Raw genomic sequence first — 25,600 nt, forward strand, 5'->3', positions numbered from 1 at the left:
TTACGTCTACGCGGAGGGATCGGGTATCGCAGCAGTGCCCGCTTCGCGGCCCGCGGGGCTCACCTGTGCACAAGTGAGTCCGGAAGGCCCGGTTTCGCCCCGGGGAGGGTGGGGGGTTCCAGGTCGGCCACGGCGAGGTGGGCCAGGACGACCTCGTACAGGTCGCTGCCGCCGGCGAGGAGTTGGCGTTCGAGGACCGGTTCGGCGCTGCGGACGTGCTCGCGGACGGTCTGGGCGTGGACGCCGAGGGCCTGCGCGGCGCGTTCGGCGTTGCCGCCTTCGGCGATCCAGGCGCGCAGCGTGCGGCGCAGGTCCCGGGTGTCCTTGTCCAGGCGGGCGAGGAGGTCCTGAGCCCAGGTCCGCATGGCGGGGCCGGACAGCAGCTCGCGCAGCGAGGCGCCGGACTCCTCGCGGGCGCCGGGGCCGTCGGGTTCGCCGGCCCGGCCCACCTGGATGTTGAGCGCCAGGTGCACCACCGCGCGAGCGGTCAGGTCGGAGAAGTCCGTGCGCAGCAGGGTCTCCACGCGCTCCATGCGGGCGCGGACGGTGTTGCGGCTGACGCCGAGGACCTTCGCCGTGTTGACGGCGGTGAACTCCAGGCCCAGCCGGGTGGTGGCGAGCAGTTCGGCGCGGGTGTGGTGCGGCAGGGTGTCGAGCGGCCGCAGCAGTGCGGACGTCCAGTCGTGGAGGGCGGCCGGGTCGATGAGGCGCTCGGGGTGGGTGCGCTCCGCGTAGACCGCGGCCTTGTCCGGGCGGAAGTGCGCCACGGCGAGGGCGCTCACGGCCTGGCCGTAGGCGGTCGCGGTACGGGCCAGGCTCTGCCGGGCGCTGCCGCCGATGAAGATGCCGGGACGCGGGCCGATCAGCGACCGCAGTTCACCGGCCGCTGCCTCGTCGGGGGCCACCACGATCACGTGCTGGTCCATCGCCGGACAGCGCACGACCAGTGCCCGCTCGTCGGTGGCCTCGATGCACTCCTGGGCGAGCCGGTCGCGCTCCTCGGCGCTGCCCTCGACGACGTAGACGCAGGCGGTGTCGGTGTCGAGCAGGCCCGGCCACAGTCCCGCGGCGACACGGCGGGCGGAAACGGTGTCCTCGACCATCAGCAACTGCAGGATCGCCAGGCGCAGATCGGACGTCGCCCTCTCCAGCCGGCGCCCGGCGGCGGTCGTCTCGCCCGCCTTGAGCAGAAGCTCGATGACCTGGACGGTGTGCGTGACCATGTCGGCGGTCCGCCGGTCGAACGGCGCCTGCCGGGACACCGCGAGCACCCCCGCCGCCGTGGGGTCGGGGTACACGACCCTGACCAGGCGCAGATGACGGCCCTGCCCTTCCCAGGCGGCGGAGGCGATCCGGCCGGCGGCGATGTCGGCGACCAGGCGGTCGTCCAGGGGCGGTCGGGTGCCCGCGAGGAGGGTTCCCGCGTCGTCCTGGAGCGCGGCGGTGCCCTGGACGGCGTCCGCGAGCCAGGCCACGACCCGGCGCACGTCACGCCCGGTCGGCCGCAGATGGCCCAGCAACTCCTCGGCCCAGGCCGAGGCGTCGGCGCCCCTCACCCCCGCCGGACGGTCCCCGTCCTCCCTCTCAGCCACGTCGGCCTTCACCTCGTCCTGCACTCCGTCCCGACATACCGTTCGGGACGTTACCTCACGCGTGCACGGTCGTATGCGGGCGCTCGCACGGGGGACGGGTTTCCCAGGATCGTGGGATCCATCCCCGCCCCTCCCGGCGCGATCGCCGGTGTTCCTGCCCGGCCCTGCGCTGCCGGCGGCCGTGCAGGGCATAGGCTCGGTGAATGGCGAAGTACTTCGACGTGCACCCCGACAACCCTCAGCCGCGCACCGTGTCCCAGGTCGCCGAGAGCGTCCGCTCCGGTGCGCTCATCGCGTATCCGACGGACTCCTGCTACGCCCTCGGCTGCCGACTGGGCAGCCGTGACGGCATCGAGCGGATCCGGGCCATTCGCCGCCTGGACGACCGGCACCACTTCACCCTCGTCTGCCAGGACTTCGCGCAGCTCGGCCAGTTCGTCCGGGTCGACAACGACGTGTTCCGGGCGATCAAGGCGTCGACACCGGGCAGCTACACCTTCATCCTGCCGGCGACCAGGGAGGTGCCGCGCATGCTCCAGCACCCGAAGAAGAAGACGGTGGGCGTGCGCATCCCCGACCACGTCGTCACCCAGGCGCTGCTCGCCGAGCTCGGTGAGCCGCTGCTCTCCAGCACGCTGCTGCTGCCCGACGAGGACGAGCCGATGACCCAGGGCTGGGAGATCAAGGACCGGCTCGACCACGTGGTGGACGCGGTGGTCGACTCCGGGGACTGCGGCACCGAGCCGACGACGGTGATCGACTTCTCCGGCGGTGAGGCCGAGATCGTACGCAAGGGGGCGGGCGACACGTCCCGGTTCGAGTGAGCCGGGGCCGGGTCGAGGCGGTCGGGCGCTCACAGGTGCAGGTGCCACGATGGCCTCGATCCGGCCCGTCCGCGGGCCGTGCTCGCCGACTCCCCGCACAGAGAAGCCCGCCGCCGCCATGACCGCCGTACAGGGAATTGCCGTCGACGTCCCGACCGGGGACGGCACCGCCGACGCTTACCTGGTCCGTCCCGTGGACGGAGAGCCACGGCCGGGGGTGCTGCTCTACATGGACGCCTTCGGTCTGCGGCCGCGTCTGAAGGCGATGGCGGACCGGTTGGCCGCGGCCGGGTACACGGTGCTGGTGCCCAACCTGTTCCATCGTCACGGTCGCGCTCCGGTGGTCGAGTTGCCCGAGTTCATCGATCTCGCGGCCCGGCCGGAGATCTTCCGCAGCGTCCTGCCGATGATGCAGGCGCTGACGCCCGAGCGGGCGATGCGCGACGCCGGTGCCTTCCTGCGCGCGCTGGCCGAGAGCCCCGCGGTGGCCGACGGCCCGGTCGCGCTCACCGGCTACTGCATGGGGGCGCGGCTGGCCCTGCTGACCGCGGGGACCTATCCGGACCGGGTCGCGGCGGCGGCCGGATTCCACGGCGGCCGACTCGCGACCGACGCGCCGGACAGCCCGCACCTGGTCGCCGGGAACATCACCGCCGAGCTGTACTTCGGCCACGCGGACCAGGATCCGTCGCTGCCCGTCGAGCAGATCGAACGCCTGGAGAACGCGCTCACCGAGGCGGGGGTCCGGCACCGCTGCGAGGTCTACCCGGGGGCGGGGCACGGGTTCACCCAGGCCGACACCTCCGCGTACCACCCCGAGGGGGACGAGCGGCACTGGGCGGCGCTGCTGGACCTGCTGGAGCGGACGTTCTGAGGCGCCGGGCGCGATGTGCGCCGCGGGCGGGGCAGGGGCAAGCTGAAGGAGTCCCTGCCTCGACCGGGGGAGCCCCGAGATGACGTCGATGGCGAACCTGCCGGATGTGGTGTCGCGCGAGGAGTGGCTCGCCGCCCGCAAGGAACTGCTGGCCGAGGAGAAGGAGCTCACACGCGCCCAGGACCGGGTCAACGCCGAGCGGCGCCGGCTGCCCATGGTCCGCGTCGACAAGCCGTACGCCTTCGAGGGCCCGCCGGGGACGGTCCGCCTGCTCGACCTGTTCGAGGGGCGCCCACAGCTGGTCATGCACCACTTCATGTGGACGTACGACATCGACGCCGACGGCGTCGAGCACCCCCGGGACACCGGATGCCCCAGCTGCTCCTGCGCGGCCGACGGGATCAGCGGGCTGCGCCAGCCGGGTCCGGGGCCGGCCCCGGCCAGACGAGCAGCACCGGGCAGGGCGCGTGGTCCACGACGAACCGTCCCGCCGGGCCCAGGCTCTTGGGCCCGCGGTGGCCGCGGTCGCCGTCCCGGGCCACGATGAGCAGGTCGGCGCCCTCGGCCGCGTCGACCACGGCGCGTTCGACCCGGCCGGAGCGCTCCACCCGCGTGCAGGGCCTGCCGAGCCGGTCGGCGGCCTCCCGCAGCAGCCCGCGGGCGGAATCGGCGGCCGACCGCTCCATCCGGGTGCCGGGGTCCCGTTCGGGGTGGCCCCGGCCGAGCAGACCGGCGAAAGCGCCGTGCGCGACGCCTTCGCTCTCGTGCCCGGTGACGTGCAGCAGCACGATCTGCGCGCCCTCGGGGACCTGGCTACGGGCGGCGTCCACGCACGCGTGCCAGGTGCCCTCGACGATCCACACGACGACGGCCATACGGATCACCTCCAGCCTCTCGTTCCGTCCCCGGTCGGGTGCGCTCAGGTGCCGGTCAGCCGCAGTGCCCCCCACAGCGCCACCACCGAGCAGGTGAGCGCCGCCGGCACGGTCAGGAGGCCGAGCCGGGTGAACTCCCCCAGTTTCACGTCGGTGTCGTGTTCGTGCACGATTCTGCGCCACAGCAGGGTCGCCAGGGACCCGGCGTAGGTGAGGTTGGGGCCGATGTTGACGCCGAGCAGGACCGCCAGCACCGCACCGGGTCCGGCCGCCTCGGTCAGCGGCAGCAGCACCAGGACCGCCGGCAGGTTGTTGATCACGTTCGCCAGTACGGCGGCCAGCACCGCGATGCCCAGCAGCGCGGGCAGGCCGGTGCCGTCGGGGACCAGGTGGCCGAGGGCGTCGTCCAGCCCGTTGTCGACGACCGCCCGCACCACGACGCCCAGGGCCAGCACGAAGGCGAGGAAGGGGAGCGCGGCGGCGCGCACCAGGGCCGCGGGGGTGGTCCGGCGCCGGGCCAGGGCGCGGACGGCCAGCACCAGCGCGCCGGCGAGGGCCGCCCACGCCGGATCGATCCCCACCGCGGAGGTCACCAGGAACCCGGCCAGTGTGCCCGCCACCGTGACCAGGGCGAACACCGGCAGTTCGGGGGCCTCGTCGACGGACGGGGCCTGCGCCCCGGCGTCCAGGTCCACCGCGAAGAACCGGCGCAGGACCACGTACTCGACGGCGATCGCGACCAGCCACGGCAGCGCCATCAGCAGAGCGAAGCGGGTGAAGCTCAGGCCGCTGGCGGCGAAGGCCAGCAGGTTGGTGAGGTTGGAGACGGGCAGCAGCAGGGAGGCCGTGTTCGACAGGTGGGTGCACGCGTACACATGCGGCTTGGCACGGGCACCGAGCCGGGCGGCGGTGGCGAAGACCACCGGGGTCAGCAGGACCACGGTGGCGTCCAGGCTGAGCACCGCGGTGATCAGGGAGGCCACGAGGAACACCTGGCCGAGCAGGCGGCGCGGGCGTCCCGCGGCGGTGCGCGCCATCCAGGCGCCGCACGCCTGGAACAGTCCCTCGTCGTCGCACAGTTGCGCCAGCACGAGGACCGCTGCCAGGAAGCCGATCACCGGACCGAGACGGGTGACCTCGTCCGCCGCGTGGTCCAGGGGGATGGCCCCGGTGGCGATGACCACCGCGGCGGCCGGGACGGCGAAGACCGCCTCCGGCAGACCCCGTGGACGCACCACTGCACAGACCAGCACCAACACGAGCAGGACGGCAGAGAGCGCTTCCATGAGCGAGTCGTTCAGGGTGGGAGCCTTTCGGGATGGGGGCCCGGTGCGCCGCGGCGCGGCCGGGAGAGCGCTTGATCGTTCAGGTGCCCAAAGCGTAACGAAGTCACCGGTGCCGGGCTGTCCGCACCCCCAGCCCCCTGCGCAGGCACTCGGCGAGTCGGGCGGCGATCGTGCCGTCCTGGTCGAGACGGGGATTGAAGATCGTGACGTCGAAGCCCACGGCGCGCCTCTCGGCCAGGGCCGTGCGCAGCACGCTCTCCAGTTCCTCCCAGGTCAGCCCGCCGGGGATGCGGTAGTCGACGGCGGGCATGACCATGTCGTCGAGGACGTCCACATCGAGGTGGACCCAGTACCCGCCGTCGGGGCCGGCGGTGAGCCGGTCGACCGCGTGCCGTGCTGCCGTGGCCGCGCCGACCGCGCGTACGCCGTCCAGGTCGACCGCGTACAGACCGGGCGGCAGGGCCTGCATACCGGCTCGTGCGGACTCTTCGGCGTCGCGGAAGCCGAGGGCCACGACGTCCTCGTCCCGCACCAGCGGGCCGCGTCCCTCCAGGTCGGTGAGCAGGCGCGGGCCACGACCGGTGGCGAGGGCGAGTTCCATCGAGGCCACCTCGCCGCGGGGCTCCGCCGAGGGCTGGTAGAAGTCGGTGTGTCCGTCCAGGAACAGCAGTCCGTGGCGACCACGGCGGCGCAGGGCGAGGAGGTTGCCGAGCAGGATGCTGCAGTCTCCGCCGAGGACCACGGGAAAACGGCCGGTGTCGAGGACGTCGCCGACGGCGTCGGCCAGCCGGGCGGAGTACCGCGCGATGGCGTACGCGTTGAGGACGCCCGTGCCGGTGTCGCGGACCGGGTCGTAGGCCGGCGGTTCGACGCGGCCGGCCGTCACCGCGCCGAGGCCGGCGGGCAGGCCGGCGTCGAGCAGGGCCGCCGGCAGGTCCTGGACTCCCGAGGGCCGCAGGCCGAGTACGGACGGTGCCTCGATGATCGCGAGTTCCCGCATGCCCGGCCCTTCCGCCGCAGTCCGACCGCCGCCTCCCCACTCCATCTGTGCCACATCCGCCGGCCCCGTACCACTCGCGCCCCGGCGGGCGGCGGTGTGGACGGCTCCTGGTGCGGCAAGGGTTGCGCCGCCGGCCGGGCGTTCGAGGGAGGGCCCCTTCTCCGGCCGAAAGTCGCCCCTGTGTGACCGGAGTGGACTCCTGTTGCTGCAGAGCTCAACGGCTACCGACGGTAAGGGCTTGCTCCACGCATCCTCGACCCGTAGACCTTGCTCCATCAATGGCCATGGCTCTGGGGGGAGTTGGCTCATGCAAGGCACGATCGACGGGTTCCGCTATGGTGCGGTGACCCCGGTGGCGGCCTATCTGATGGCCTGCCTGGGAGGGGCGCTGGGGCTGCGGTGCATCGTCCGCTCGCTGCTCGACAAGGAGTCCTGGAAGCCGGGTTGGCTGGCGCTGGGCGCCGCCTCCATCGGCTGCGGCATCTGGACCATGCACTTCATCGCCATGATCGGGTTCGACGTGGCGGAGGCCCGGATCGGCTACGACGCGGGCCTCACCGTCCTCAGCCTCGCCGTCGCGATCCTCGTGGTCGGCGTGGGCGTGTTCATCGTCGGCTACCGAGGGGCGGGCAGGGGGACGCTGACCGGCGCCGGTGTGATCACCGGGCTCGGTGTGGCCGCCATGCACTATCTGGGCATGGCCGCGATGCGCCTCGACGGCAGCATCCGGTACGACGTGGTCACCGTCGGGCTGTCCGTCCTGATCGCCGTCGTCGCCGCGACCACCGCACTGTGGGCGGCCGTCACCGTCCGCGGCTTCTCGACCAGCCTCGGCGCCAGCCTGGTCATGGGGATCGCCGTCTCCGGGATGCACTACACCGGCATGGCCGCCGTCAGCGTGCACCTGCACGGCACCACGGGTGCCTCGTGGTCCGGCGACTCGCCCACCTCGCTGCTGCTGCCCATGCTCCTGGGGCCGATCACCTTCCTGCTGCTGGCCGGCGTGGTGGTGATGTTCGACCCGCTGCTGGTCCTGGGGGAGGCCGAGCGGAGGCGGTCCGCCGTCCCCCGGCGCACCGGACCGGACAGCGCCCCCGGGCAACGGCCGGGCACCGGACCGGAACTCAGGGCCGCCCCCGTCGGCGCCCGACCGCCCGGCCCGAAGGCGTGGACCCGCGAGCGGTGACCGGGGGCGGGGAAGCGACGACTCGCCCGCCCCCGCCTCCCGTGCCGGCCCGAACCCGGCCATTGTTACGGTGCACCCGTGTCTGACTCCTCACGCGATACCGCCGAGGGCGCCGGCTGGGGCGCCGCCGAACTCGGCGCGTACAAACGGCTGATGCCGCCCAAGGTCGAGAAGATCTCCTGGCTGAACCCGAAGACGCTGTGGGCCGCGCGCAACGGCATGCTGGCGTCCTGGTTCGGCGACCCCACGGGTCGCACCCGAAGCCGCTGGGTGGCGCAGCGGGCGGCTGCCGGGGCGCCCGCCGACAAGGTGATCCGGCGCGACGACCCGGACCGCTTCTCCTTCCTGGTCATCGGCGACACCGGCGAGGGCGACGACTCCCAGTACGCCGTCGTGCCAGGCCTGCTGAAAGTGGGTCAGGACACACGGTTCGCGATCCTCGCCAGTGACGTGATCTACCCGGTCGGCAGCGCCGACGACTACGGCACCAAGTTCTTCCGGCCGTACCAGGACTACCAGGCGCCCATCTACGCGCTGCCGGGCAACCACGACTGGTACGAGGACCTCGGCGCGTTCATGCGTGTCTTCTGCGGCGACGCCCCGCCCCTGGCACCCGAGCCCACGCCACGCGCGTTCAGCAGGGCGTGGCTGCGCTCGCTGCTGTGGCACCGGCCTCGCGAGGGGGACGGCCGACGCCTGAGCGAGGCACGCACGCTGCGGTCGGCCGCCGTCCAGCAGGCCGTCCAGCCCGGTCCGTACTGGGCGATCGACGCCGGGCCGGTGCGGATCGTCGGTCTCGACACCGGTCTGCTCGGGACCATCGACGCCGAACAGGGAGCGTGGCTGCGCGAGGTGTCCGAGGACCCGCGGCCGAAGATCCTCGTCACCGGCCAACCCCTGTACGTGGACGGTGAGCACCACCCCTGCGCCATCGAAGGGGGCGGCACCGTGGACGACATCGTCCGCGACCCGGCCCACCGCTACGTCGCGGCGATCGGCGGCGACATCCACAACTACCAGCGCTATCCCGTGCAGGTGGACGGCCGCCGCATCCAGTACGTGGTCTCGGGCGGCGGCGGTGCGTTCATGCACGCCACGCACACGATCCCGCGGGTCGACATCGCGGACGTCACCGAGAAGGACTTCCACTGCTATCCCCTGCGCGGTGACTCCCTCGCCTTCTACAGCCGGCTCTACGGGCGCCGGCTGCGGATGCGCCGCTTCTTCACCCTCACCGAGGCGGAGGCGGCGGCCGTCGTCGCCGAGCGTCTGGGCATCCCGCTGACCCGTGCCCAGCAGCGGACCGCCCGCATCACATGGCGTATCCGCCTGGTCGCCGCCCTGCTCGGCGCCGGCCGCCGCCCCGACCGCACGGCGCGGCTGCGTCTGCCCGTGCGCAAGATCTACACGCAGCTGTTCTCACCGGGTTCGGAGACCTACAGCCCGCCCTTCTTCAAGTCCTTCCTGCGTCTGGACGTCACCCCCGAGGCCGTCCGTCTGCGCTGCTACGCCGCGACCGGCAACCGGGCCCAGGAGATCGACCCGCCCGTCGAGGACGACATCACGATCCCCCTCGTCTGAGCGGCCGCCCCGCGCCCTGCGCGACGACCCGGTCGAGCAGGTGCAGCGGGGCGGGCCTGATCCCGGCGGCGTCGGCCGCGTCCCAGTGGGCGAGGGCGCGGGGCAGATCGACGAGGCCGTGGGTCAGGGGCAGGTCAGAGGGGCGGCCGGACTCCGTGAGCCGGGTGTGGAGCAGGGACTCCAGGCGGCAGGAGGCCATCGTGCCCGGGATCCCGGAACGCAGGGCGAAGCCGGACTTCGCCACGTCCGGCAGTTCCGCGTCGAGCCGGGTCCGCGTCGAGTCGAGGGCGAGCAGACCTCCTCCGACGACCAGGACGTCCTGCTCCCGGCTCATCCGGTCCAGGGCGCTCGCGGTGTCGAAGCAGTGCGGGAAGGAGTCGTCCACGACGACCGTGCCGGGCCGCAGCAGGCCGATGTCCAGCAGGGCGTGGGCGCCGCTCACGGCGGTGACGATCACATCGGCCTCGTAGACCACCGACGGCAGTGTCCGCCCCGACTCCGCGACGTCCACCGGTGTCCGCGGGTGAGCGGACGACAGCTCCGCGGCCAGCCGGCGCAGTCGCGCGGCGCTGCCGGGCAGGTCGCACAGCAGCAGCCGGGCCGGCGGCCGGGAGGCCGTCGCCAGCAGCAGGCGCAGGGACGAGGTGCCGATCGAGCCGCATCCGACGACGGCGAGGGAGAGATCCGCCAGGTGGCGGCCGGTCGCCGCGAGCGCCGCGTGGACCGTGCGGGCCACGGCGACGGTCGTCATGGCGTGTCCGGTGGTGAGCGCCGCGCTCGTCGTGGTCTCCCGCAGGACGTCGTAGCCGTAGCCCGTCAGGGACGGGATCATGCCGGCGAGCGAGACACAGCGGGCGCCGAGTGCGGCGGCCCGCTCTACGGCCCGGGCGGTGCGGGCCGCCAGCTCGGCTCCCGGGGCCAGTTCGTCGGCGAACACGGGGAGGGCGACGAACCCGGAGGTCCCCAGCGGGGTCGTGGTCCGCTCCAGCAGACGTGCGCGGCCGTCCGGGAAGAGGAGCGCCCGGATCTCCTCGCGGTCGAGGCCGGGAAGGTCCTGCGGCAGCCCGGCGAGGGCGGCCAGATGGCGTGGTGCGGGCAGGTAGCCGACGAGCGCGGCGTCGAGCGGGGCCGTCGTGTGTCGCGGACGGCGGGCGCCGGACGCACGGGTGTCGCCGAGCGCGCCCCGGAGCTGACTCCGTATCTCCTGCGCGAAGCCGGCGACCTCGCGCGCCGGGAGCGCCGCCGCCGAGGCTCGTACGGTGACGCGCAGACCCGAACCCTCGGCGACCGGCCGCACGGCGAGGAAGACGTCGGTGCCCACCGGCGGTGGCGCGAGGGCGGTGTCGGAGTCGTCCGTGTGCAGGGTCAGACGGCCGTCGGGCAGGGAGCCGAGCGAGGTGAAGTCGAGGAAGGTGAAGAAGAACTGGCCGTGGTACGGCAGCCCCGCCGCCGTGCGCGCCTCGCTGGGCCCCGCAGCCCGGGCCAGCTCGGCCTCGGCGGCGATGTTCCTCATGTCCTCATGGAACGAGGGCGGTTGCTGCCCTTCGCCCTGGCCATGGGTCCGGGCCGGTCGTACCGCCACCGCCTGCGCGAACGGGCCGAACACCCGATGCGCGTCGGCGGTGGAGTCCTCGCGTCCGGTGACCGCGAGCCCCAGGACCAGGTCGCGTCGGCCGGTGAGAGACGCCAGGGCCCGGTAGTACCCGGTGAGCAGCGGCGCGTACAGCGTGCGCCGCGCCGCCCGGGCGAGCACGCGCAGCCCCTGTGTGGTGGCGGCGTCCAGCGTGAACCCCGTGGTGTGGAACGCGGGGGCCGCTTCGGTGTCCTCGGTGGCCGGGCGGCGCAGCACGGGCGGCGTGTAGGGCGCGCACACCCGTGCGTGGTACGCCTCGGCCTCGGGGTCACGGGGTCGCGCGTGTACGGCGGACAGCGCGACGTGCTCGCGGAAGGTGCTCTGGAGCGGCGGCAGACCGTGCGGCAGGCCGCGGTCGAGGCGGTCGTACACGGTGAGCAGTTCCCTGGCGAGCAGGGCGGCGCTGTAGCCGTCGCCGATCAGGTGGTGGGCGTGGACGAGGAGCACATGGTCGTCGGGCGCCACGGTGAACAGCCGCAGCCGCAGCAACGGCCAGGCCCACGGCTCGATCCGGCGCCCCGCCTCCTCGGCGATCCGCTGCTCCAGCAGACCGGGGTGGGCCAGCGACTCCACCGCCACCGGCAGGCGCAACGAGTCCGGCAGCTCCTGCTGCACCGGTGGGCGGGCACCCGCGGGGAAGACGGTACGCGTCATCGGATGACGGGCCACCAGGATGTCGACGGCCCGCTGGAAGACGTCCGGCCGCAGTGGTCCGGTCAGCCGGAACCGGGCGAGCCAGCCGGAGCCCGCGGTGGGGTCGAGGGCCTCGGCGAGCAGGAACCCCCGCTGGGACGGCGTGAGGGGGTAGGGGGCCGTCGCCTGCGCGGGGGCGGGTTCCGGGAGCGGCTCCGGTGAGGCGGCCGTGTCCAGGGCCGCGGCCAGGGCGCCGAGCGTGCGGTGGGTGTAGACGATGGTGGGCCGGGGGACGGCCGGCAGGTGCGCGCGCAGGCGGGCGAAGAGTTCCAGGACCAGGATGGAGTCGCCGCCGAGCGTGAAGAAGTCGTCCTCCCGGGTGACGGCCGGCACGTCCAGCAGGTCCGACCAGATGCGGGCCACGGTGTGCTCGGTCGGGGTGGCGGGCGGGGCGCCGGGGCCGCATCGCGCGGGCAGCGCAGCAGGGTCCCCCACGGCGTGGTGAGCGGTCTCGTGCGTACCCGCGCTTTCACCGGTCTCCGCCTCGGACGCCGCCTGCGCCTTGTGGGCCAGCCGGTTGCGGTCGATCTTTCCGGTGCCGGTGAGGGGCATCACCGGGAGCGTGCGGATGCGTCCGGGCAGCATGTACGGCGGCAGCACGCGGGCCAGGAAGGCGCGTACCTCGCGTGCGTCGGGATCGGCCGAGCCGGACCGGGGTTCCAGGTAGGCCACCAGACGCCCGTCATGGAGCAGCACGGCGGCACGGGCGACGTCGGGGTGGGTCAGCAGCGCGGCCTCCACCTCGCCGAGTTCCACGCGGTGGCCGCGGACCTTCACCTGGTCGTCGAGGCGGCCCAGGAATTCCAGTACGCCGTCCGCCGCCCGACGGACCCGGTCGCCGCTGCGGTACCAGCGGTTGCCGTCGCGTTCGACGAACGCCTCGGCGGTGAGGTGCGGTTCGCCGAGGTAGCCGGGGGTCAACCCGGTGCCGGCGATGAGCAGTTCACCGGGTTCGCCGGGCGCGCAGTGACGGCCGTCCTCGGCGACGACGGCCAGATCGGTCCCGGCCACCGGCCGGCCGATGGGCACCTGCCGTGCGTCGTCGGCCGGCCGGGCGGTGATGATGTGGCAGGTGGCGTTGATGGTGGTCTCGGTCGGCCCGTAGAGGTTGGCGATCCGGTGCTCCCGGCCGCCGCACGCGTCGAGCAGGTCGAACCAGCGGCGTACGTGCGCGGCGGGCAGTGCCTCGCCGCCGACGTGCACCCAGCGCAAGTCCGACAGGTCCGGCGGTGTCCCGTCCTGCCGTGCCCGGGTCTCGGCGGCCGTCAACAGGCGTTCCCACAGCGTCGGTACCGAGCTCCACACCGTGATGCGGTGGTCGACGATCCGGTCCAGGAGTGCTTCGGGGTCACGCAGGAGGTCCCGGGTGAGGGTGTGGATCGTGGCACCGGCCAGCAGCGGTGCCAGCAACTGCCGTACGGAGGCGTCGAAGCAGACGGACGCCGTCTGCACGAGCCGGTCCTGCGGGCCGTAACCGAAGGTCGCCACGGACCAGTCGAGGTAGTTGAGCATCGACCGGTGCGTGATCGGGACCGCCTTGGGGCGGCCCGTGGAGCCCGAGGTGAAGATCACGTAGGCGATGGCGTCCGGGTCGGCGGGCTGCGGCTCGCTCGGCGGCGGGGTGGCGCAGGGCTGGTCGCCGGCCGTGACCATGACCGGTGTGACGCCGTCCAGCGCGGCGGCGGCCCCACGGGTCGAGGGTTGGCAGACCGTGACACGCAGTTCGGTGCGACGTGCCTGGTCCCGCAGCCGCGCCTCGGGGTGGGTCGCGTCCAGGGGCACCCAGCCGGCGCCCGCGCGGAGGATGCCGACCACGCCGACGACGGTGTCGGCGCCCGGTTCGGTGATCAGGCCGACCAGATCACCCGGGCGTACGCCCTCGGCACGCAGCCGTGCCGCGAGCGTTGCGGAGGCGGTGTCGAGTTCGGCGTAGGTGAGGGTGGTGCGGCCGGTGTCCACCGCGACGGCTCGTGGTGTCGCCAGGAACCGGGCATCCAGGCGGTCGACGATCCCCTCGCCGTCGCCGTGTGGCCGCGGACGGGTGGGCGGCTCGGTGGCGGCGCGCAGCTCTTCGCGGTACTCGGCCGCGAGACGCTCGACGGTCTCGGGGCGGAAGAGGTGGGCGGGATGGTTCCAGGACAGGCTGAGGGCTTCGTCCGATTCCCAGCACAGCAGCCCGAGGCGGGTCGCCGCGGAGGCGGTGGCCGCCGCGGCCGGGGTCACGGTGACCGGCCAGTCGCGGCCGTGATTCACGGGGAACCGGGCGAAGCTGAACCCGGCAGGGGCGACCGTGCGCGGGGCCGCGCCGGTGGCGGGCAGCAACGCGGCGATGTCGGGGCTGGTGAGTGTGGCGTGGGACTCCGCTTCCTGCCAGATCCGGCGCAGCCGCCGGGCCAGTCCGGTCACGGGCTCGTCGGGGTCGACGGTGACGAACACCGGCAGGGTGTCGGCGAGCGGGCCCACCAGACGCTCGATCCCGGGCAGGGGTGCCTCGCGGCGGGCTCGCGCCACGTTCACGGCGACGCGCCGCCGGCCGCTCCAGCGGGCCAGGCAACGGCCGTACACCGCCAGGAGGAGGTGGAAGAGGGAGACCTCGTGCCGGGCGGCCAGCTCCCGCAGTCCCGCCGTGAGGGCCGCGTCCACGGCGGTCTGGTGGTGGGTGAGCGGTGGTGTGGGCAGCGCCTCCGGGTCGCCGTCGTACGGCAGTGCCCGCGCCGAGGCGGCTGCCGTGTGTTCGGCGATGCGCTCGCTCCAGTACCGCTGGTCCCTGGTGAAGGCCGGGGAGTGGCGTTCGGCGCGCACGAGGTCCGCGTAGTCGCCGAACTCGGCACGGACGGGCGGGAGTTCGCGGGTGCCGTCGTGGGCGAGCGCGGTGTAGAGCGACCAGAGTTCCTCGCACAGCACCTTGAGGCTGTAGCCGTCGGCGGCGCTGTGGTGGACGACCAGCAGCAGGTGGGCGAGGTGGGCGTCGCGCGGGTCGCGGACGAGCACGGCACGCACCGGGTCCTCTGCGGTCAGGTCGAACGGACGGTTGTACAGCCGCCGTTCGACGTCGGGCAGCGGCGGGGAGGCGCCGTCCGGTTCGCGCACCTCGTACCAGCGGGGCGGCCGGTCGGTGGGCTCGGCGGGCGCGGCGTACTGGCGCGGCGGTGTGCCGTCGCCGGTGATCCGCAGCCGCAGCATGGAGTGCCGTGCGGCGAGGTGGCCGAAGGCACGGCCGAGGAGCCCGGTGTCGAGGGGACCGCTGACGGTCTGGCGTATGTAGCCGTAGGCGGTGACGCCGTCGTACAGCGCCTCGGTCGTGTGGAAGGCGAGTTGGAGCGGGGTCAGGGGGCGTGGCGGGGAGTCCTCCCGCGCGGGCGGCGCGGCGGCGGGGGCAGCGGCGCCGGTCGGTGCCCGTCTGCTGAGGTGGGTGGCCAGTTCGCCGACCGTCCGGTACTCGAAGAGCAGCGTGGCGGGCAGCGGCAGCCCGAGTTCCCCCTCCAGGCGCCGCGCGAGGTCCACGGCGGTGAGCGAGTCGAGCCCGAGACCGAGGAAGTGCTCGTCGTCGCCGATGTCCTCGGGGGCGCGGTGCAGCGCCTCGGCCAGCAGGTGGCGCACCAGCTCGGTCACGCGGGACGGGTCCGGTACGGGGCGCACGGCGTCCGCGGTGGTCGGGGGCGCGGTGGTCGGGGCCGCGGTGGGCGGGCTGTCGTGCGAACCGTCCCCCACGACGGTCGGCGCCGACATCCGCGACGAGGTGACCAGCAGATGCGCGGCATCCGTGGCAACGGCCGTGTGCAGTGCGGCGATGGCGTCCCGCGCGCTCATGGGGGTCAGTCCGTGAGCGCGCATACGGGCCAGGGCCGGTGAACCGGCGGCCAGTCCCGTGTCCGCGACGGGTCCGAACCCGATCGCCTGCCAGGGATTCCCGGCCGCGCGCTCGGCGGCGGCGAAGGCGTCGAGGAAGGCGTTGGCCGCCGCGTAGTCGCCGAGCGCACCCGCCAGTTCGGGCACCACGGAGGCAAGCGAGGAGAAGGCGACGCACACCGCGGGGCGCCGGCCGTGCCGGTGCAGCGCCTCGGCGATCAGCGACGTACCCCGCACCTTCGCGGCGAGCACCTGCTCGATCTCCCGGTCGGTCTTGGAGCGGAGCGTGCCCGGCCGGACCGTCCCGGCGGCGTGGAACACGCCGTCCAGAGCGGGCAGCGTTGCGAACAGGGCGTCGACGGCGGCTTCGTCGGACACGTCGGTCGCGTGGTACTCGGCCAGGGCGCCCTGGGCGCGGAGTTCGGCGAGCAGCTCGCCGGGGGCGGTCGCGGAACGCCCCGTCAGGATGAGCCGGGGTGCGCCGCGCCCGGCGAGGTCACGGGCGAGTGCGGAACCGAGGCCGCCGGCTCCGCCGGTGATCAGGTAGGTGCCGTGCGGAGGCAGGGCGCCGGGGGACGTGGCGGCGTCCGTCACCTCGCACGGCGTACGCACGAGCCTGCGGTCACCGCGCCATGCGACCGCACCGCCCACGCCCTGCCCTTGCGGGTGGGGGGACGAGAACAGCTCCTGTTCGAGGGCGTCGAGCCGGGCGTCGAGCGTGTCGTGCGAGGACAGGTCGACGCTGCGGGCGGTGAGTCCTGGGTGTTCTTCCGCGAGTGCGAGGGCGAAGCCGTGCGCAAGCGCCCGCGCCGGGCGTGCCCGTTCCGTGGCCGTGCCGGTCACGAAGGCGTCCTCGGTGACGACCAGCAGACGCGAACAGCCGTCGGCGTCGGCGAGTGCGTCCAGCGCGGGGCGTGGTGAGGCGGTGTCGAGGCAGTCGGGGGTGGACCCGGTCCGGTGAGGGCGGTCCGCTGCGCGCCCGGGGGTGCCGATCGCGGCCGGGTCGCCGACGTCTGCGGCACGGTCGGCCCGCTCCCTGACCTCTCTGGCCCCGTCACGGCCGTCCGCCGCCCGGGCTCCGCCGCCCGCCGCCCCGTCACCACCGTCCGCCGTCAGGAGGGTGTCCTCCCCCACGCCGCCGAGCCACACCACCGTGTCGGCCGAGGCGGCACCCTGCCGGGAAGCCTCCCGCTCCCCCAGCACCGTCACTCCGCGGCCGGTCAGACGCTCGGTCAGGGCCCGTCCGAGCGGCTGGTCGGCGCCGATCAGCCGTACCGCACCCGGGCCCGCCGCCGGTGTGAGTGGTGCGTCCCGCCAGTCGAGGCGCCGGACGAGGGTCGCCGCGCCGGGCTTGCGCGGCCAGTACCGGGTACGCCGGTACGGGTACGTCGGTACCGGGACCCTGGGGGCGGCGGCGGCACGCGTCGCGCGGGCCAGTGCCTCCCGGTCCAGCACCGCTCCACGTGCCCACAGGCGGCCCGCCGTCTCCAGCAGGGCGCGAGCCCCGCAGGGGGCACCGTTCCGGCCCGGGGCACAGGACGTTCCCGTCGTCCACACCGCCACATCGCGGGCGGCTCTGGCGCCGGCGACCGCGCGGACCGCGCCGCCCAGGGCGTTGTCCGGGCCGAGTTCGAGGAAGGTGTCGTAGCCCTCCTCCAAGAGCCTCGCCACAGCCGCGCCGAAACGCACGGGCCGGACGGCGTGCTCCTGCCAGTAGCCGGGTGTGAGGTCGGGCCGCCACTCGCCGGTGACCGTGCTCAGCATGGGAAGGTCCGCCGGTTCGGCCGTGAGTGCCTTGGCCGCGTCCCGCAGGGGATCGAGGGCCGGCTTGATCAGCGGTGAGTGGAAGGCGTGCGAGACACGGAGCCTGCGCGCCGTCACACCCCGCCGGGTCAGCCGCGCGAGAGCCCGGTCGACGGCGTCCTCGGCGCCCGAGATCACGACCTGGCCGGGCCCGTTGACGGCCGCCACGCCGAGCGAGTCGCCGCAGCCGTGGACGAGGTCGGCGACGGTGTCCTCGTCACCCTTGACGGCGGCCATGGCGCCGGGCGGGGCGAATTCGCCCATCAGGCGCCCGCGTTCCGCCGCGAACCCCACCGCCTCGGCCAGGCTCAGCGCACCGGCGGCGCAGGCGGCCGCGATCTCACCGACGCTGTGTCCGGCGACGGCGTCCGCGCCGAGGCCCCACTCCCCCAGCTGCCGGGCCAGGCCCACGCCGAACGCGACGAGCAGCGGCTGCGCCACCTCCGTCCTGGCCAACTCCCGGGGATCCGCGCGCGGATCGAGGCACCACTGGGCGAGCGAGCGTCCGAGGACGGGCCCGGTCAGCGAGGACGCCTCGTCCAGGACCTCGCGGAACGCCGGGGCCGACCGGTACAGGGCGCGTCCCTGACCGGGCCGTTGGGTTCCCTGGCCGGGCAGCAGGAACACGATCCGTGAACGCGACCGGGCGACCGTGAAGTCCGACGGGCGTACGGCTTGGAGACGGTCCGCCAGGTCGCCGTCGGTGACCACGGCGAGACGGTGGGCGCCGTCCTCGCGGGCGGTGTTGACGGTGGCGCAGAGGCCGGCCTCGTCCAGGTCCGGTTCGGCCCGGACGAACGCGGCGAGCTCGGCGGCGGACGCGCGCAGGGCCTCGGCGCTGCCGGCCGACAGGGTGAGCAGGTGCGGGCCGCCGGCTTTGGGGCTCTCGGAGGGCGTTCGGACGGGCGGCTCCTCCAGGACGGCGTGCGCGTTGGTGCCGCCGAAGCCGAAGGCGTTGACGCCCGCGAGCAGAGGGCCGGGGGCTCGCCACTGCTTCTGCCCCGCGACCAGTTCGAAGCCGGGGGCGAGGTGGCGCACGTAAGGCGCGGGCTCGGTGGCGTGCGGGGAGGGCGGGATCCGGCGGTGCTGAAGTGCCAGGACCGTCTTGACCAGGCTCGGCATCCCGGCGGCGTTGAGCAGGTGTCCGATGTTCGCCTTGACCGAGCCGAGCAGGCGCGGAAGTCCGTCGGTGCGGGGCGGGAAGGCGTGCCCGAGTGACTGCGCCTCGACCGGGTCACCGACCGGGGTGCCGGTGCCGTGCGCCTCGACGTACGAGACCGTGTCGGGGTCGATGCCGCACTCGTCGTACGCCTGGGTGATGACCTCGCGCTGGCTGCGCGGGTTGGGGGCGAGCAGGCTGAGCGAGCGGCCGTCGTTGTTGACGGCGGTGCCGCGGACCAGGGCGAGCACCGGGTCGTCGGCCCGCAGCGCGTCGTCCAGGCGGGCGAGGACGAGGGTGGCTCCGCCTTCGCCGGGCACGATGCCGTCGGCGGCGGCGCCGAAGGGGCGGCCGGCGCCCGTCGGGGACAGCGCACCCGCGCGGGCGAGCAGCCGGTGGCCGGTGGGGGTCAGGGCGAGTTGGACGCCGCCGACCACGGCGATGTCGCACTCGCCGCTCTGGAGGCTGCGCCGCGCCAGGTGGAGCGCCACGAGCGCGGAGGAGCAGGCGGTGTCCACCACGAGGGCGGGGCCGTCGAGGTCGAGCGCCTGGGAGAGGCGGGCGGCGACGAGGTTGGGCAGGTTGCCGGTGAGCGCGGCGGGCTGGGCGGCGAGGTCGCCGTCCGTGGCGGCGGCGAGGATCTCGCGGTAGCCGCTGTCTCCGACGGCGGCGAAGACGCCGATCCGGCGCCCGGAGCGCCGCGGCCCGGCGTATCCGGCGCGCTCCAGCGCCTCGTGGGCCAGCTCCAGGAACAGCCGCGCCTGGGGGTCGGTCGCGCGGGCCTCCTCGTCGTCCAGGCCGAAGAAGGCGGCGTCGAAGGAGGCGGGATCGGGGAGGAAGGACCCGAAAAGGCCGGGGGCAGCGCCCGGCCCCCGGCCGCTGCGGCCCTCCTCCCCGCGCCCTCGGGCTTCCTGGCCTTCCCAGCCCTCCCGGCCGTCCCAGCGGCCCTCGGGCACCGCTGTCACCGTGTCGCGCCCGGACACCAGCAGCTCCCAGAACGCTTCCGGGGTCTCGGCGCCGGGGAAGCGGCAGGCCATGCCGAGGACCGCCAGCGGCCCCGCGCCCTCGCCGGGCGTCGCCGGGACCCGCCCGGCGTCCTTGCCGGCGGGCCCCCGACCCCGGCCCGACGTGTCGTCGGACGTCCGCTGCGCCCCGTCGAGGCGGGCAAGCACATGCCCGGCCAGCGCCGCCACGGTGTCGTGGTCGCGCAGGACGCGAGGCTCCACGGTGACGGCGAAGGCGTCCTCGATCCCGGCGAGCACGGTCATGGCCTTCAGCGAAGAGCCCCCGAGGGCGAAGAACCGGTCGTGCCGGGTGATCTGTGTCGGCGGCAGCTCCAGTGTCCGCGCCCAGATCCCCCGGACCACGTCCTCGACGTCACGCCGCGACCGTGGCGCCGCCCCCTGCCGGCCGTCCCGCACAGGCCGGCCCGCCCGGGTCCGGCCCCGCTCCCGCGCTCCTGAGAGCCGTTCCTCCACCGCCGCGTAGGCGCCCGCCTCGAACCGGGCACGCATCAGCGCCCGCCGCAGCTTGCCGCTCGTCGTCCGGGGGAACGCCCCGGGAGGCAGCGGCAGCACCCGTACGTCGTCGTGGCCCAGCGTCTCCCTGACCCTGGCCGCCACCGCGTCCAGGACGGGCAGGGCGGTGCGCAGGGCGGGCCGGGCCCACTGGACGAACACCACGACCCGGTCGCCGCCGGTGTCCGGATCGGTGGAGCCGATCGCCGCCACCGCGCCCTGGGGCAGCGCCTCGGTCGCGGCGGCGGTCTCTTCGATGTCGGGCGCGTGGAAGGTACGGCCGCCCACGAAGACGACGTCCTTGTGCCGGCCGGTGACGCACAGCCGGCCCTCGTGCAGGAAGCCCAGGTCACCGGTGCGCAACCAGCCACCGGTGAACGCCTCCGCGCTCGCCTGGGGACTGCGGTGGTAGCCACGGGCCACCTGGGGGCCGCGTACCTCGACATGACCGACACGCCGGTCGGCGAGCGGTCTTCCGGCGTCGTCGGTGACGCGGATCCGGCAGTGGGGGACGGGACGGCCCACGTCCATGAACTCGACGGCGTCCGGGCCCGGTCGCACGGGCACGGCCCGACCCCGGCTGAGCTCCTTGCGGTCCAGCTGAAGCGGGGCTGCGACCTCCCCGAGCGGGGGTACGGTCACCGCGAGCGCGGCCTCGGCCAACCCGTACACGGGCAGCATGGCCCTGGCGTCCAGTCCCGCCGCACCGGCCTTCGCGGTGAACTCCCGCCACACGCGCGGCGCGATGGGCTCGGCGCCCACGAGCAGCAGGCGTACGGCGCTGAGGTCCAGTGCGGACCAGGTGCTGTCCGGCACGCGCCGCACCGCGAGGGCCAGCGCGAAGTTGGCGGCCGACAGCAGGGTCGCCCGATGACGCGCCGCGGCTTCGAGCCAGCGGGCCGGGCGCTTGGCGAAGGTCAGCGGCTCCAGCCGCACCTGCTTCAGGTGCGCCGCCATGGGGACGAGGTGGGTGCCTATCAGGCCCATGTCGTGGAAGTACGGCATCCAGGTCGCCACCACGTCGTCCGAGGTGATCGCCATGGCCGCGCGGATCTGCCGGAGGTTCGCGAGAACCGCCTCGTGGGTGACCTCCACGCCCTTGGGGTCGCCGGTGCTGCCGGAGGAGAACTGCAGGAAGGCGACGTCGCGCGGGTCCCGGGCGGGCAGCGGGCGCGATGGTTCGCCCTCGCGCAGCTCACCCAGCCGCAGGGCGCGCACGGGGCCCGGCAGCTCGGCGACCAGAGCTTCGGTGGTCCCGTCCACCACCACGGCGGGCCTGCCCAAGAACTCCCAGACCGGCCCCACCCGGCGGGCCTCCGGGGCGAGCGGCACGGGCACGAGTCCCGCCGCCAGCGCCCCCCAGAACATCGGCTGGAAGTCCTCGCCCAGATCCGCGAGCAGCGGCACGGGCGTGCCCGGCTCCAGTCCCGCCGCGCGCAGGCCGCCGGCCACGCGCAGGGCGTCCTCGCGCAGTTCGGCGAAGGTCACGGTGCGCTCGCCGCCGTCTCCGCGGACGTGGACGACGACCTGCCCGGGGGCCTCCTCGGCGGCGTGCAGCAGGATGTCGAGGAGCGTGACGGCGGTACGGCGCCCGGGAGTCGGCATGCGCTTCCTTCCTCGTCCCACGGAACGCACGCCCGCGGACCGGCCCTGCCGGGATCCGGTACCGGCTCGGGCGTTTTCGATCAATCACCTGTACGACGACCAGTTTCGTCGAACGGTTCACCCCGGCCGGAGGGCGGTGCTCCCTCGGCCTCATGCCTCCGCGCGCACGTGCACGGCGTGCGGGCGCAGCTCGGCCGGACGGCCACTGGCGAACTGGGCGCGTGGCCGCATGGGCGCGTGGCCGCATGGCCGCGGCGGACGGGCCTGGCCTCGGCTACCAGCGCCCCGCTTCGGTCCCGGTGATCGGCTCGGAAGGTTTGCCGTCCACGCCGACCGGCACGTCACCGGCGAGCATCACCCGGTGCATGATCCGCGGGTGGCCGAGGTGGGCGTTGTCGCTCGGGGCGAGGTGGATGGTGGCCCGGTTGTCCCAGAAGGCCACGCTGCCGGGCTCCCAGCGGAAGCGGACCGTGTACTCGGGCCGTACGGCCTGTTCCAGGAGCATGTCGAGGATCGCGCGGCTCTCGGCCCGCGAGAGGTCGGCGATCTGCTCGACGTAGTAGCCGTTGACGTACAGCACGCGTTCCCCCGTCTCCGGATGGACGCGTACCAGCGGATGCAGCGAGGCGACCTGGTGGTCCAGGAGATGGCGGACGTACGCGTCGTCGCCGGGCCTCGGCTGGTAGCCGACGCCCAGACGGTGCTCGGCCCGCAGCCCGTCCACGAACTCCCGCACGGGGCCGGACAGTCCGGCGTACGCGGCCGCCAGGTTCGACCAGGTGGTGTCGCCGCCGTACGGGGGCACGGTCTCGGCGCGCAGGATCGTCGCGGCGGGCGGGTCGAGGCGCGCGCCGTGGTCGCAGTGCCAGCCGCGCAGCAGGGTGTGGCGGCGCCGCCGCAGCCACTCGTCGTGCTCCATGCCGAACTTCCCGCCCAGCTCCAGCCGGTCGGCGGTGGTCTCGACCTCGGGCACTCCCGGCGGTGAGGCGCTCCCCCGCTTGCCCAGCACCACCGGCTCGCCGAACCGGCGCGCGAACGCCACGTGCCCGGCGTGGTCCAGCCGCTGCCCACGGAAGAACACGACCTTCCAGCGCAGCACCGCCTCCCGGATCGCGGCGACCACGGCGTCGGCCAGCTCCCCGGCCAGGTCGATGCCCGTGACCTCCGCGCCGATGTGCCCGGCGACCGGTTTCACCTCGATTCCCGCGAGGTGCTCGATCCCGTCGGCGGGGGCCCTGTCCGTGGTCATGCGCGCTCCGTCGGTCGTCCGCGCCGGCTCCGGTCGGAGCCGGTCCCAGGGTGATCGTGGCAGGGTTCGGCGGACGTGGCGACAGCGCCCCGGCGCACCCGGTTGCCGAAGGACCGTCAGCGCACCGGTGGTCCCGGGACCGTCGGCTCGTCGACCGCCCCGCTCTCCGGCGCGCGGGTCGCCCCGCCGCCCCCGTCGACACCGCGCCGACCGGATCGGGCACGGAGCGACCGCACCCGAGTACCGCTCCCCCGGGCCGGTTCGCCGTGCGCCGCCCCCGCTCACGCAGCACCCCTAGTCCGCGACGAGCCTCACCGGAGCCGGGGAGCGCGCGTCGCGGGCGTCCCGGCGGGTACTCGGACCCCGGCGGGAAGGGCTTGGCGGTGCCCGCGTGAAGGAGGCGTTCATGAGCGGGAAGGACCGGCTGCGGGAGTATCACGGCAAACGGGACTTCGGGCGGACCCGCGAGCCGGAGGGAAGCACGGCGGCCCCCGGCGAGGAGCCTCGGTTCGTCGTGCAGATCCATGACGCCCGCACCCTGCACTTCGACTTCCGGCTCCAGGTGGACGACGTGCTCAAGTCCTGGTCGGTGCCGAAGGGCCCCTCCGGCGATCCCAGCGACAAGCGGCTCGCCATGCCCACCGAGGACCATCCGCTCGAGTACGAGGCGTTCGAGGGCGTGATCCCCCAGGGCGAGTACGGGGGCGGCACGGTGATCGTCTGGGACAACGGCACGTACGAGCCGTTGTCCCACGACCGCGAGGGCCGGCCCGTCGACTTCGGTGAGTCCCTGGAGCGCGGACACGCCACGTTCCGGCTGAACGGCTCGAAGCTGCATGGCGAGTACGCGCTGACCCGGATCCGCGACGGACGGGACGGAGACCGGGAGGCATGGCTGCTGGTGAAGGCCGGCAAGGGGCGGGCGCGCGGGCACGGCACCCCCGACCCGTACCGGGCCCGCTCGGTACGGACCGGCCGTACCCTCTCCCAGGTCGCCGCCGACGGCGACGAAGGGTGACGGTGGCGACCGGGCATGCGGACCGGCAGGTGCGGTCCCGGCCGGTGCGGGCGGGCGGCACGCACTGCTCTCCCGCTCGGGGCTGCGGTCGCGGCCCCGCATTCGGCGGATGTTGTGGTTCCGCCCTCAACCACCCGTGCCGGCCTCTATGTTCACGGCGACAGCAGCTCCCGTGACAGGAGGTCCTCGTATGCGCCCCGCGCTCCGCATCCCCGTCACCGGCGCCGTGGCGGCCGCCACCGTCCTGGTCACCGGGCCGGCCCAGGCCACTGCGCCCGGCCCCGGCGTCACGGCACGCACGATCAGTCAGAAGACCGTCGGGGACACCGACTACATCCTTCGCGAGGTCACCATCCCGCCCGGCCAGGCCACCGGCTGGCACTACCACGACGGACCGCTGTACGCCTTCACCCGGCAGGGCACGCTGACCCACTACGACTCCACCTGCGTGTCCGACGGCGTCTACCCGAAGGGCAGCTTCATCCAGGAACCCTCGGGCCCCGGCAACGTGCACCTCGGCCGCAACGAGGGCGGCACGCCGGTGGTCCTCGACGTGCTGTACGTGCTGCCGCACGGCGCGCCGTTCTCCCGGGACGCGCCGAACCCCGGCTGCCCGTTCGAGTGACCGGCCCGTCGGCGGGGCTCATGTCGGCGGCAGCGGCTGCTCGGCCCAGATCGTCTTGCCGCTGCCGGTCTGCCGGCTGCCGCAACGCCGGGTGAGCTGGGCGACGAGCAGCAGTCCCGGCCGCCCTCGTCGTAGGCGTGGGCCCGGCGCAGGTGCGAGGAGGTGGCACTGCCGTCGGACACCTCGCAGATGAGAGTGCGGTCACGGATCAGACGGAGCTGGATGGGCGGTGCGCCGTAGCGGATGGCGTGTGGTCTTGCGGGGCACCGCATCAACCGCGGTGCCCCGACGGTCGCGCCTATGCCGCCCGGCGGCGCGCGGATGCCGCCGGGCGGCCCGCGGGCACGCTCACTTGCGCAGCGCGGCGAGGGCCCGGTCGGCGTGGGCGTTCATGCGCAGCTCGCTGCGGACGACCTCCAGGACCGTGCGGTCCTGCCCGATGACGAAGGTGACCCGTTTGGTGGGTGCGAGCGAGAAGCCGCGGGAGACTCCGAACCGCTCCCTCACCGTCCCGTCGGCGTCGGACAGCAGCGGCATGCCGAGCGTGTGCCGGTCGGCGAACTCCTGCTGGCGTTCGACCGCGTCACCGCTGATGCCCACCGGGTGCGCGCCGACGGCGGCGAACTCGGTGGCGAGGTCACGGAAGTGGCAGGCCTGCGCGGTGCAGCCCGGTGTGAGGGCGGCCGGGTAGAAGAAGAGCACCACCGGTCCGGCGGCGAGCAGTTCGGACAGGCTGCGCACGGTTCCCGTCTCGTCCGGCAGTGCGAAGTCCTCGACCTTGTCGCCGACCTCCACTCGTGCGCTCATGACCGGCCCTCCGCGTTCCTCGCGACGCTCCGGGCCCACAGCACCAGGGGTACCTGCAGCGGGAGCCTGCCGAAGGCGGCGGCCTTCTGCGGGGCGGGGCGGTGGCGCCAGTCGGCGGCCATCTTCACGTTCGCGGGGAACACCCCGACGAAGAAGGCCGCCGTGGCGAGCGCTGCGGCCTTGCGGGTGCGGGGCAGCGCCAGACCGGCCGCGAGCGCGAGTTCGGCGGCGCCGCTGGCGTACGTCCAGGTCCGTGGCGTCCCCGGCAGGACGCTCGGCACGGTCGCGTCGAACTGGCGGGGAGCGGCGAAGTGGGCGACGCCCGCGGTGGCCAGCAGGCCGGCGAGCAGCAGGGGGGAGCGTTGGGACCGGGGCACGGTTCCTCCTTGGATGGCCTGCCGCCGGATGCTACCGGAGGGTAGAT

14 protein-coding genes and 2 pseudogenes are annotated in these 25,600 nt (G+C 74.3%); 7 read left to right on the forward strand and 9 right to left on the reverse strand.

Annotated elements, in window-relative coordinates; all coding sequences use genetic code 11:
* Positions 1–59 precede the first annotated feature (59 nt).
* The gene (locus ACWCPI_RS34150; RefSeq protein ID WP_451041831.1) at positions 60–1,592 is read right to left on the reverse strand and encodes a helix-turn-helix domain-containing protein; all 1,533 of its coding nucleotides are present in this window, start codon (positions 1,590–1,592) and stop codon (positions 60–62) included.
* A 203-nt stretch (positions 1,593–1,795) separates the two neighbouring features.
* On the opposite strand from ACWCPI_RS34150, the gene ACWCPI_RS34155 reads away from it, so the two are divergent.
* The 3 genes and pseudogenes from ACWCPI_RS34155 to ACWCPI_RS34165 form a co-directional block, all read left to right on the forward strand.
* Positions 1,796–2,416, forward strand: coding sequence for an L-threonylcarbamoyladenylate synthase (locus ACWCPI_RS34155; RefSeq protein WP_451041832.1), 621 nt, complete (start codon positions 1,796–1,798; stop codon positions 2,414–2,416).
* Positions 2,417–2,534: 118 nt separating this feature from the next.
* On the forward strand, positions 2,535–3,290 hold the full coding sequence (locus ACWCPI_RS34160; RefSeq protein WP_451041833.1) for a dienelactone hydrolase family protein: 756 nt from the start codon (positions 2,535–2,537) through the stop codon (positions 3,288–3,290).
* An 88-nt stretch (positions 3,291–3,378) separates the two neighbouring features.
* Positions 3,379–3,639: pseudogene (locus ACWCPI_RS34165) on the forward strand (DUF899 family protein); the annotation flags it as partial.
* A gap of 52 nt (positions 3,640–3,691) precedes the next feature.
* Here ACWCPI_RS34165 and ACWCPI_RS34170 read toward each other — a convergent pair.
* The 3 genes from ACWCPI_RS34170 to ACWCPI_RS34180 form a co-directional block, all read right to left on the reverse strand.
* Positions 3,692–4,165 carry a universal stress protein gene (locus tag ACWCPI_RS34170; protein WP_451041834.1) on the reverse strand — a complete coding sequence of 158 codons (474 nt, stop codon included), beginning with the start codon at positions 4,163–4,165 and terminating at the stop codon, positions 3,692–3,694.
* A 44-nt stretch (positions 4,166–4,209) separates the two neighbouring features.
* On the reverse strand, positions 4,210–5,451 hold the full coding sequence (locus tag ACWCPI_RS34175) for an SLC13 family permease (RefSeq protein WP_451041835.1): 1,242 nt from the start codon (positions 5,449–5,451) through the stop codon (positions 4,210–4,212).
* A gap of 103 nt (positions 5,452–5,554) precedes the next feature.
* Positions 5,555–6,451, reverse strand: a complete 897-nt coding sequence (locus ACWCPI_RS34180) for an arginase family protein (protein ID WP_451041836.1) — start codon at positions 6,449–6,451, stop codon at positions 5,555–5,557.
* A 307-nt stretch (positions 6,452–6,758) separates the two neighbouring features.
* On the opposite strand from ACWCPI_RS34180, the gene ACWCPI_RS34185 reads away from it, so the two are divergent.
* On the forward strand, positions 6,759–7,637 hold the full coding sequence (locus ACWCPI_RS34185; protein ID WP_451041837.1) for an MHYT domain-containing protein: 879 nt from the start codon (positions 6,759–6,761) through the stop codon (positions 7,635–7,637).
* Positions 7,638–7,715: 78 nt separating this feature from the next.
* The gene (locus ACWCPI_RS34190) at positions 7,716–9,218 is read left to right on the forward strand and encodes a metallophosphoesterase family protein (protein WP_451041838.1); all 1,503 of its coding nucleotides are present in this window, start codon (positions 7,716–7,718) and stop codon (positions 9,216–9,218) included.
* Here ACWCPI_RS34190 and ACWCPI_RS34195 read toward each other — a convergent pair.
* The gene (locus ACWCPI_RS34195) at positions 9,199–21,477 is read right to left on the reverse strand and encodes an amino acid adenylation domain-containing protein (protein ID WP_451041839.1); all 12,279 of its coding nucleotides are present in this window, start codon (positions 21,475–21,477) and stop codon (positions 9,199–9,201) included. The genes ACWCPI_RS34190 and ACWCPI_RS34195 overlap by 20 nt on opposite strands.
* Before the next feature lie 274 nt (positions 21,478–21,751).
* Positions 21,752–22,726 carry a TauD/TfdA dioxygenase family protein gene (locus tag ACWCPI_RS34200; RefSeq protein ID WP_451041840.1) on the reverse strand — a complete coding sequence of 325 codons (975 nt, stop codon included), beginning with the start codon at positions 22,724–22,726 and terminating at the stop codon, positions 21,752–21,754.
* Between the two features lie 406 nt (positions 22,727–23,132).
* Between ACWCPI_RS34200 and ACWCPI_RS34205 the strand changes: the two genes are divergently transcribed.
* Both ACWCPI_RS34205 and ACWCPI_RS34210 read left to right on the forward strand, forming a co-directional pair.
* Positions 23,133–23,744: a DNA polymerase ligase N-terminal domain-containing protein gene (locus tag ACWCPI_RS34205; protein ID WP_451041841.1), complete on the forward strand. Its 612-nt coding sequence runs from the start codon at positions 23,133–23,135 to the stop codon at positions 23,742–23,744.
* A gap of 190 nt (positions 23,745–23,934) precedes the next feature.
* On the forward strand, positions 23,935–24,369 hold the full coding sequence (locus ACWCPI_RS34210) for a cupin domain-containing protein (RefSeq protein WP_451041842.1): 435 nt from the start codon (positions 23,935–23,937) through the stop codon (positions 24,367–24,369).
* Positions 24,370–24,387: 18 nt separating this feature from the next.
* Here the strand turns inward: ACWCPI_RS34210 and ACWCPI_RS34215 are convergent.
* The 3 genes and pseudogenes from ACWCPI_RS34215 to ACWCPI_RS34225 form a co-directional block, all read right to left on the reverse strand.
* Positions 24,388–24,620, reverse strand: a pseudogene (locus ACWCPI_RS34215) (ATP-binding protein); the annotation flags it as partial.
* A gap of 97 nt (positions 24,621–24,717) precedes the next feature.
* Positions 24,718–25,176 carry a peroxiredoxin gene (locus ACWCPI_RS34220; RefSeq protein ID WP_388796176.1) on the reverse strand — a complete coding sequence of 153 codons (459 nt, stop codon included), beginning with the start codon at positions 25,174–25,176 and terminating at the stop codon, positions 24,718–24,720.
* Positions 25,173–25,553, reverse strand: coding sequence for a DoxX family protein (locus ACWCPI_RS34225; RefSeq protein ID WP_451041843.1), 381 nt, complete (start codon positions 25,551–25,553; stop codon positions 25,173–25,175). The genes ACWCPI_RS34220 and ACWCPI_RS34225 overlap by 4 nt, the downstream gene beginning before the upstream one ends.
* Positions 25,554–25,600 lie beyond the last annotated feature (47 nt).

This window comes from Streptomyces sp. NPDC001920 (genome assembly GCF_053594495.1).

Coding starts and splice junctions, on each gene's coding strand:
- ACWCPI_RS34155 (WP_451041832.1), top strand. CDS start 1,796: ATGGCGAAGTACTTCGACGTGCACCCCGACAACCCTCAGCCGCGCACC.
- ACWCPI_RS34160 (WP_451041833.1), top strand. CDS start 2,535: ATGACCGCCGTACAGGGAATTGCCGTCGACGTCCCGACCGGGGACGGC.
- ACWCPI_RS34170 (WP_451041834.1), bottom strand. CDS start 4,165: ATGGCCGTCGTCGTGTGGATCGTCGAGGGCACCTGGCACGCGTGCGTG.
- ACWCPI_RS34175 (WP_451041835.1), bottom strand. CDS start 5,451: ATGGAAGCGCTCTCTGCCGTCCTGCTCGTGTTGGTGCTGGTCTGTGCA.
- ACWCPI_RS34180 (WP_451041836.1), bottom strand. CDS start 6,451: ATGCGGGAACTCGCGATCATCGAGGCACCGTCCGTACTCGGCCTGCGG.
- ACWCPI_RS34185 (WP_451041837.1), top strand. CDS start 6,759: ATGCAAGGCACGATCGACGGGTTCCGCTATGGTGCGGTGACCCCGGTG.
- ACWCPI_RS34195 (WP_451041839.1), bottom strand. CDS start 21,477: ATGCCGACTCCCGGGCGCCGTACCGCCGTCACGCTCCTCGACATCCTG.
- ACWCPI_RS34200 (WP_451041840.1), bottom strand. CDS start 22,726: ATGACCACGGACAGGGCCCCCGCCGACGGGATCGAGCACCTCGCGGGA.
- ACWCPI_RS34205 (WP_451041841.1), top strand. CDS start 23,133: ATGAGCGGGAAGGACCGGCTGCGGGAGTATCACGGCAAACGGGACTTC.
- ACWCPI_RS34210 (WP_451041842.1), top strand. CDS start 23,935: ATGCGCCCCGCGCTCCGCATCCCCGTCACCGGCGCCGTGGCGGCCGCC.
- ACWCPI_RS34220 (WP_388796176.1), bottom strand. CDS start 25,176: ATGAGCGCACGAGTGGAGGTCGGCGACAAGGTCGAGGACTTCGCACTG.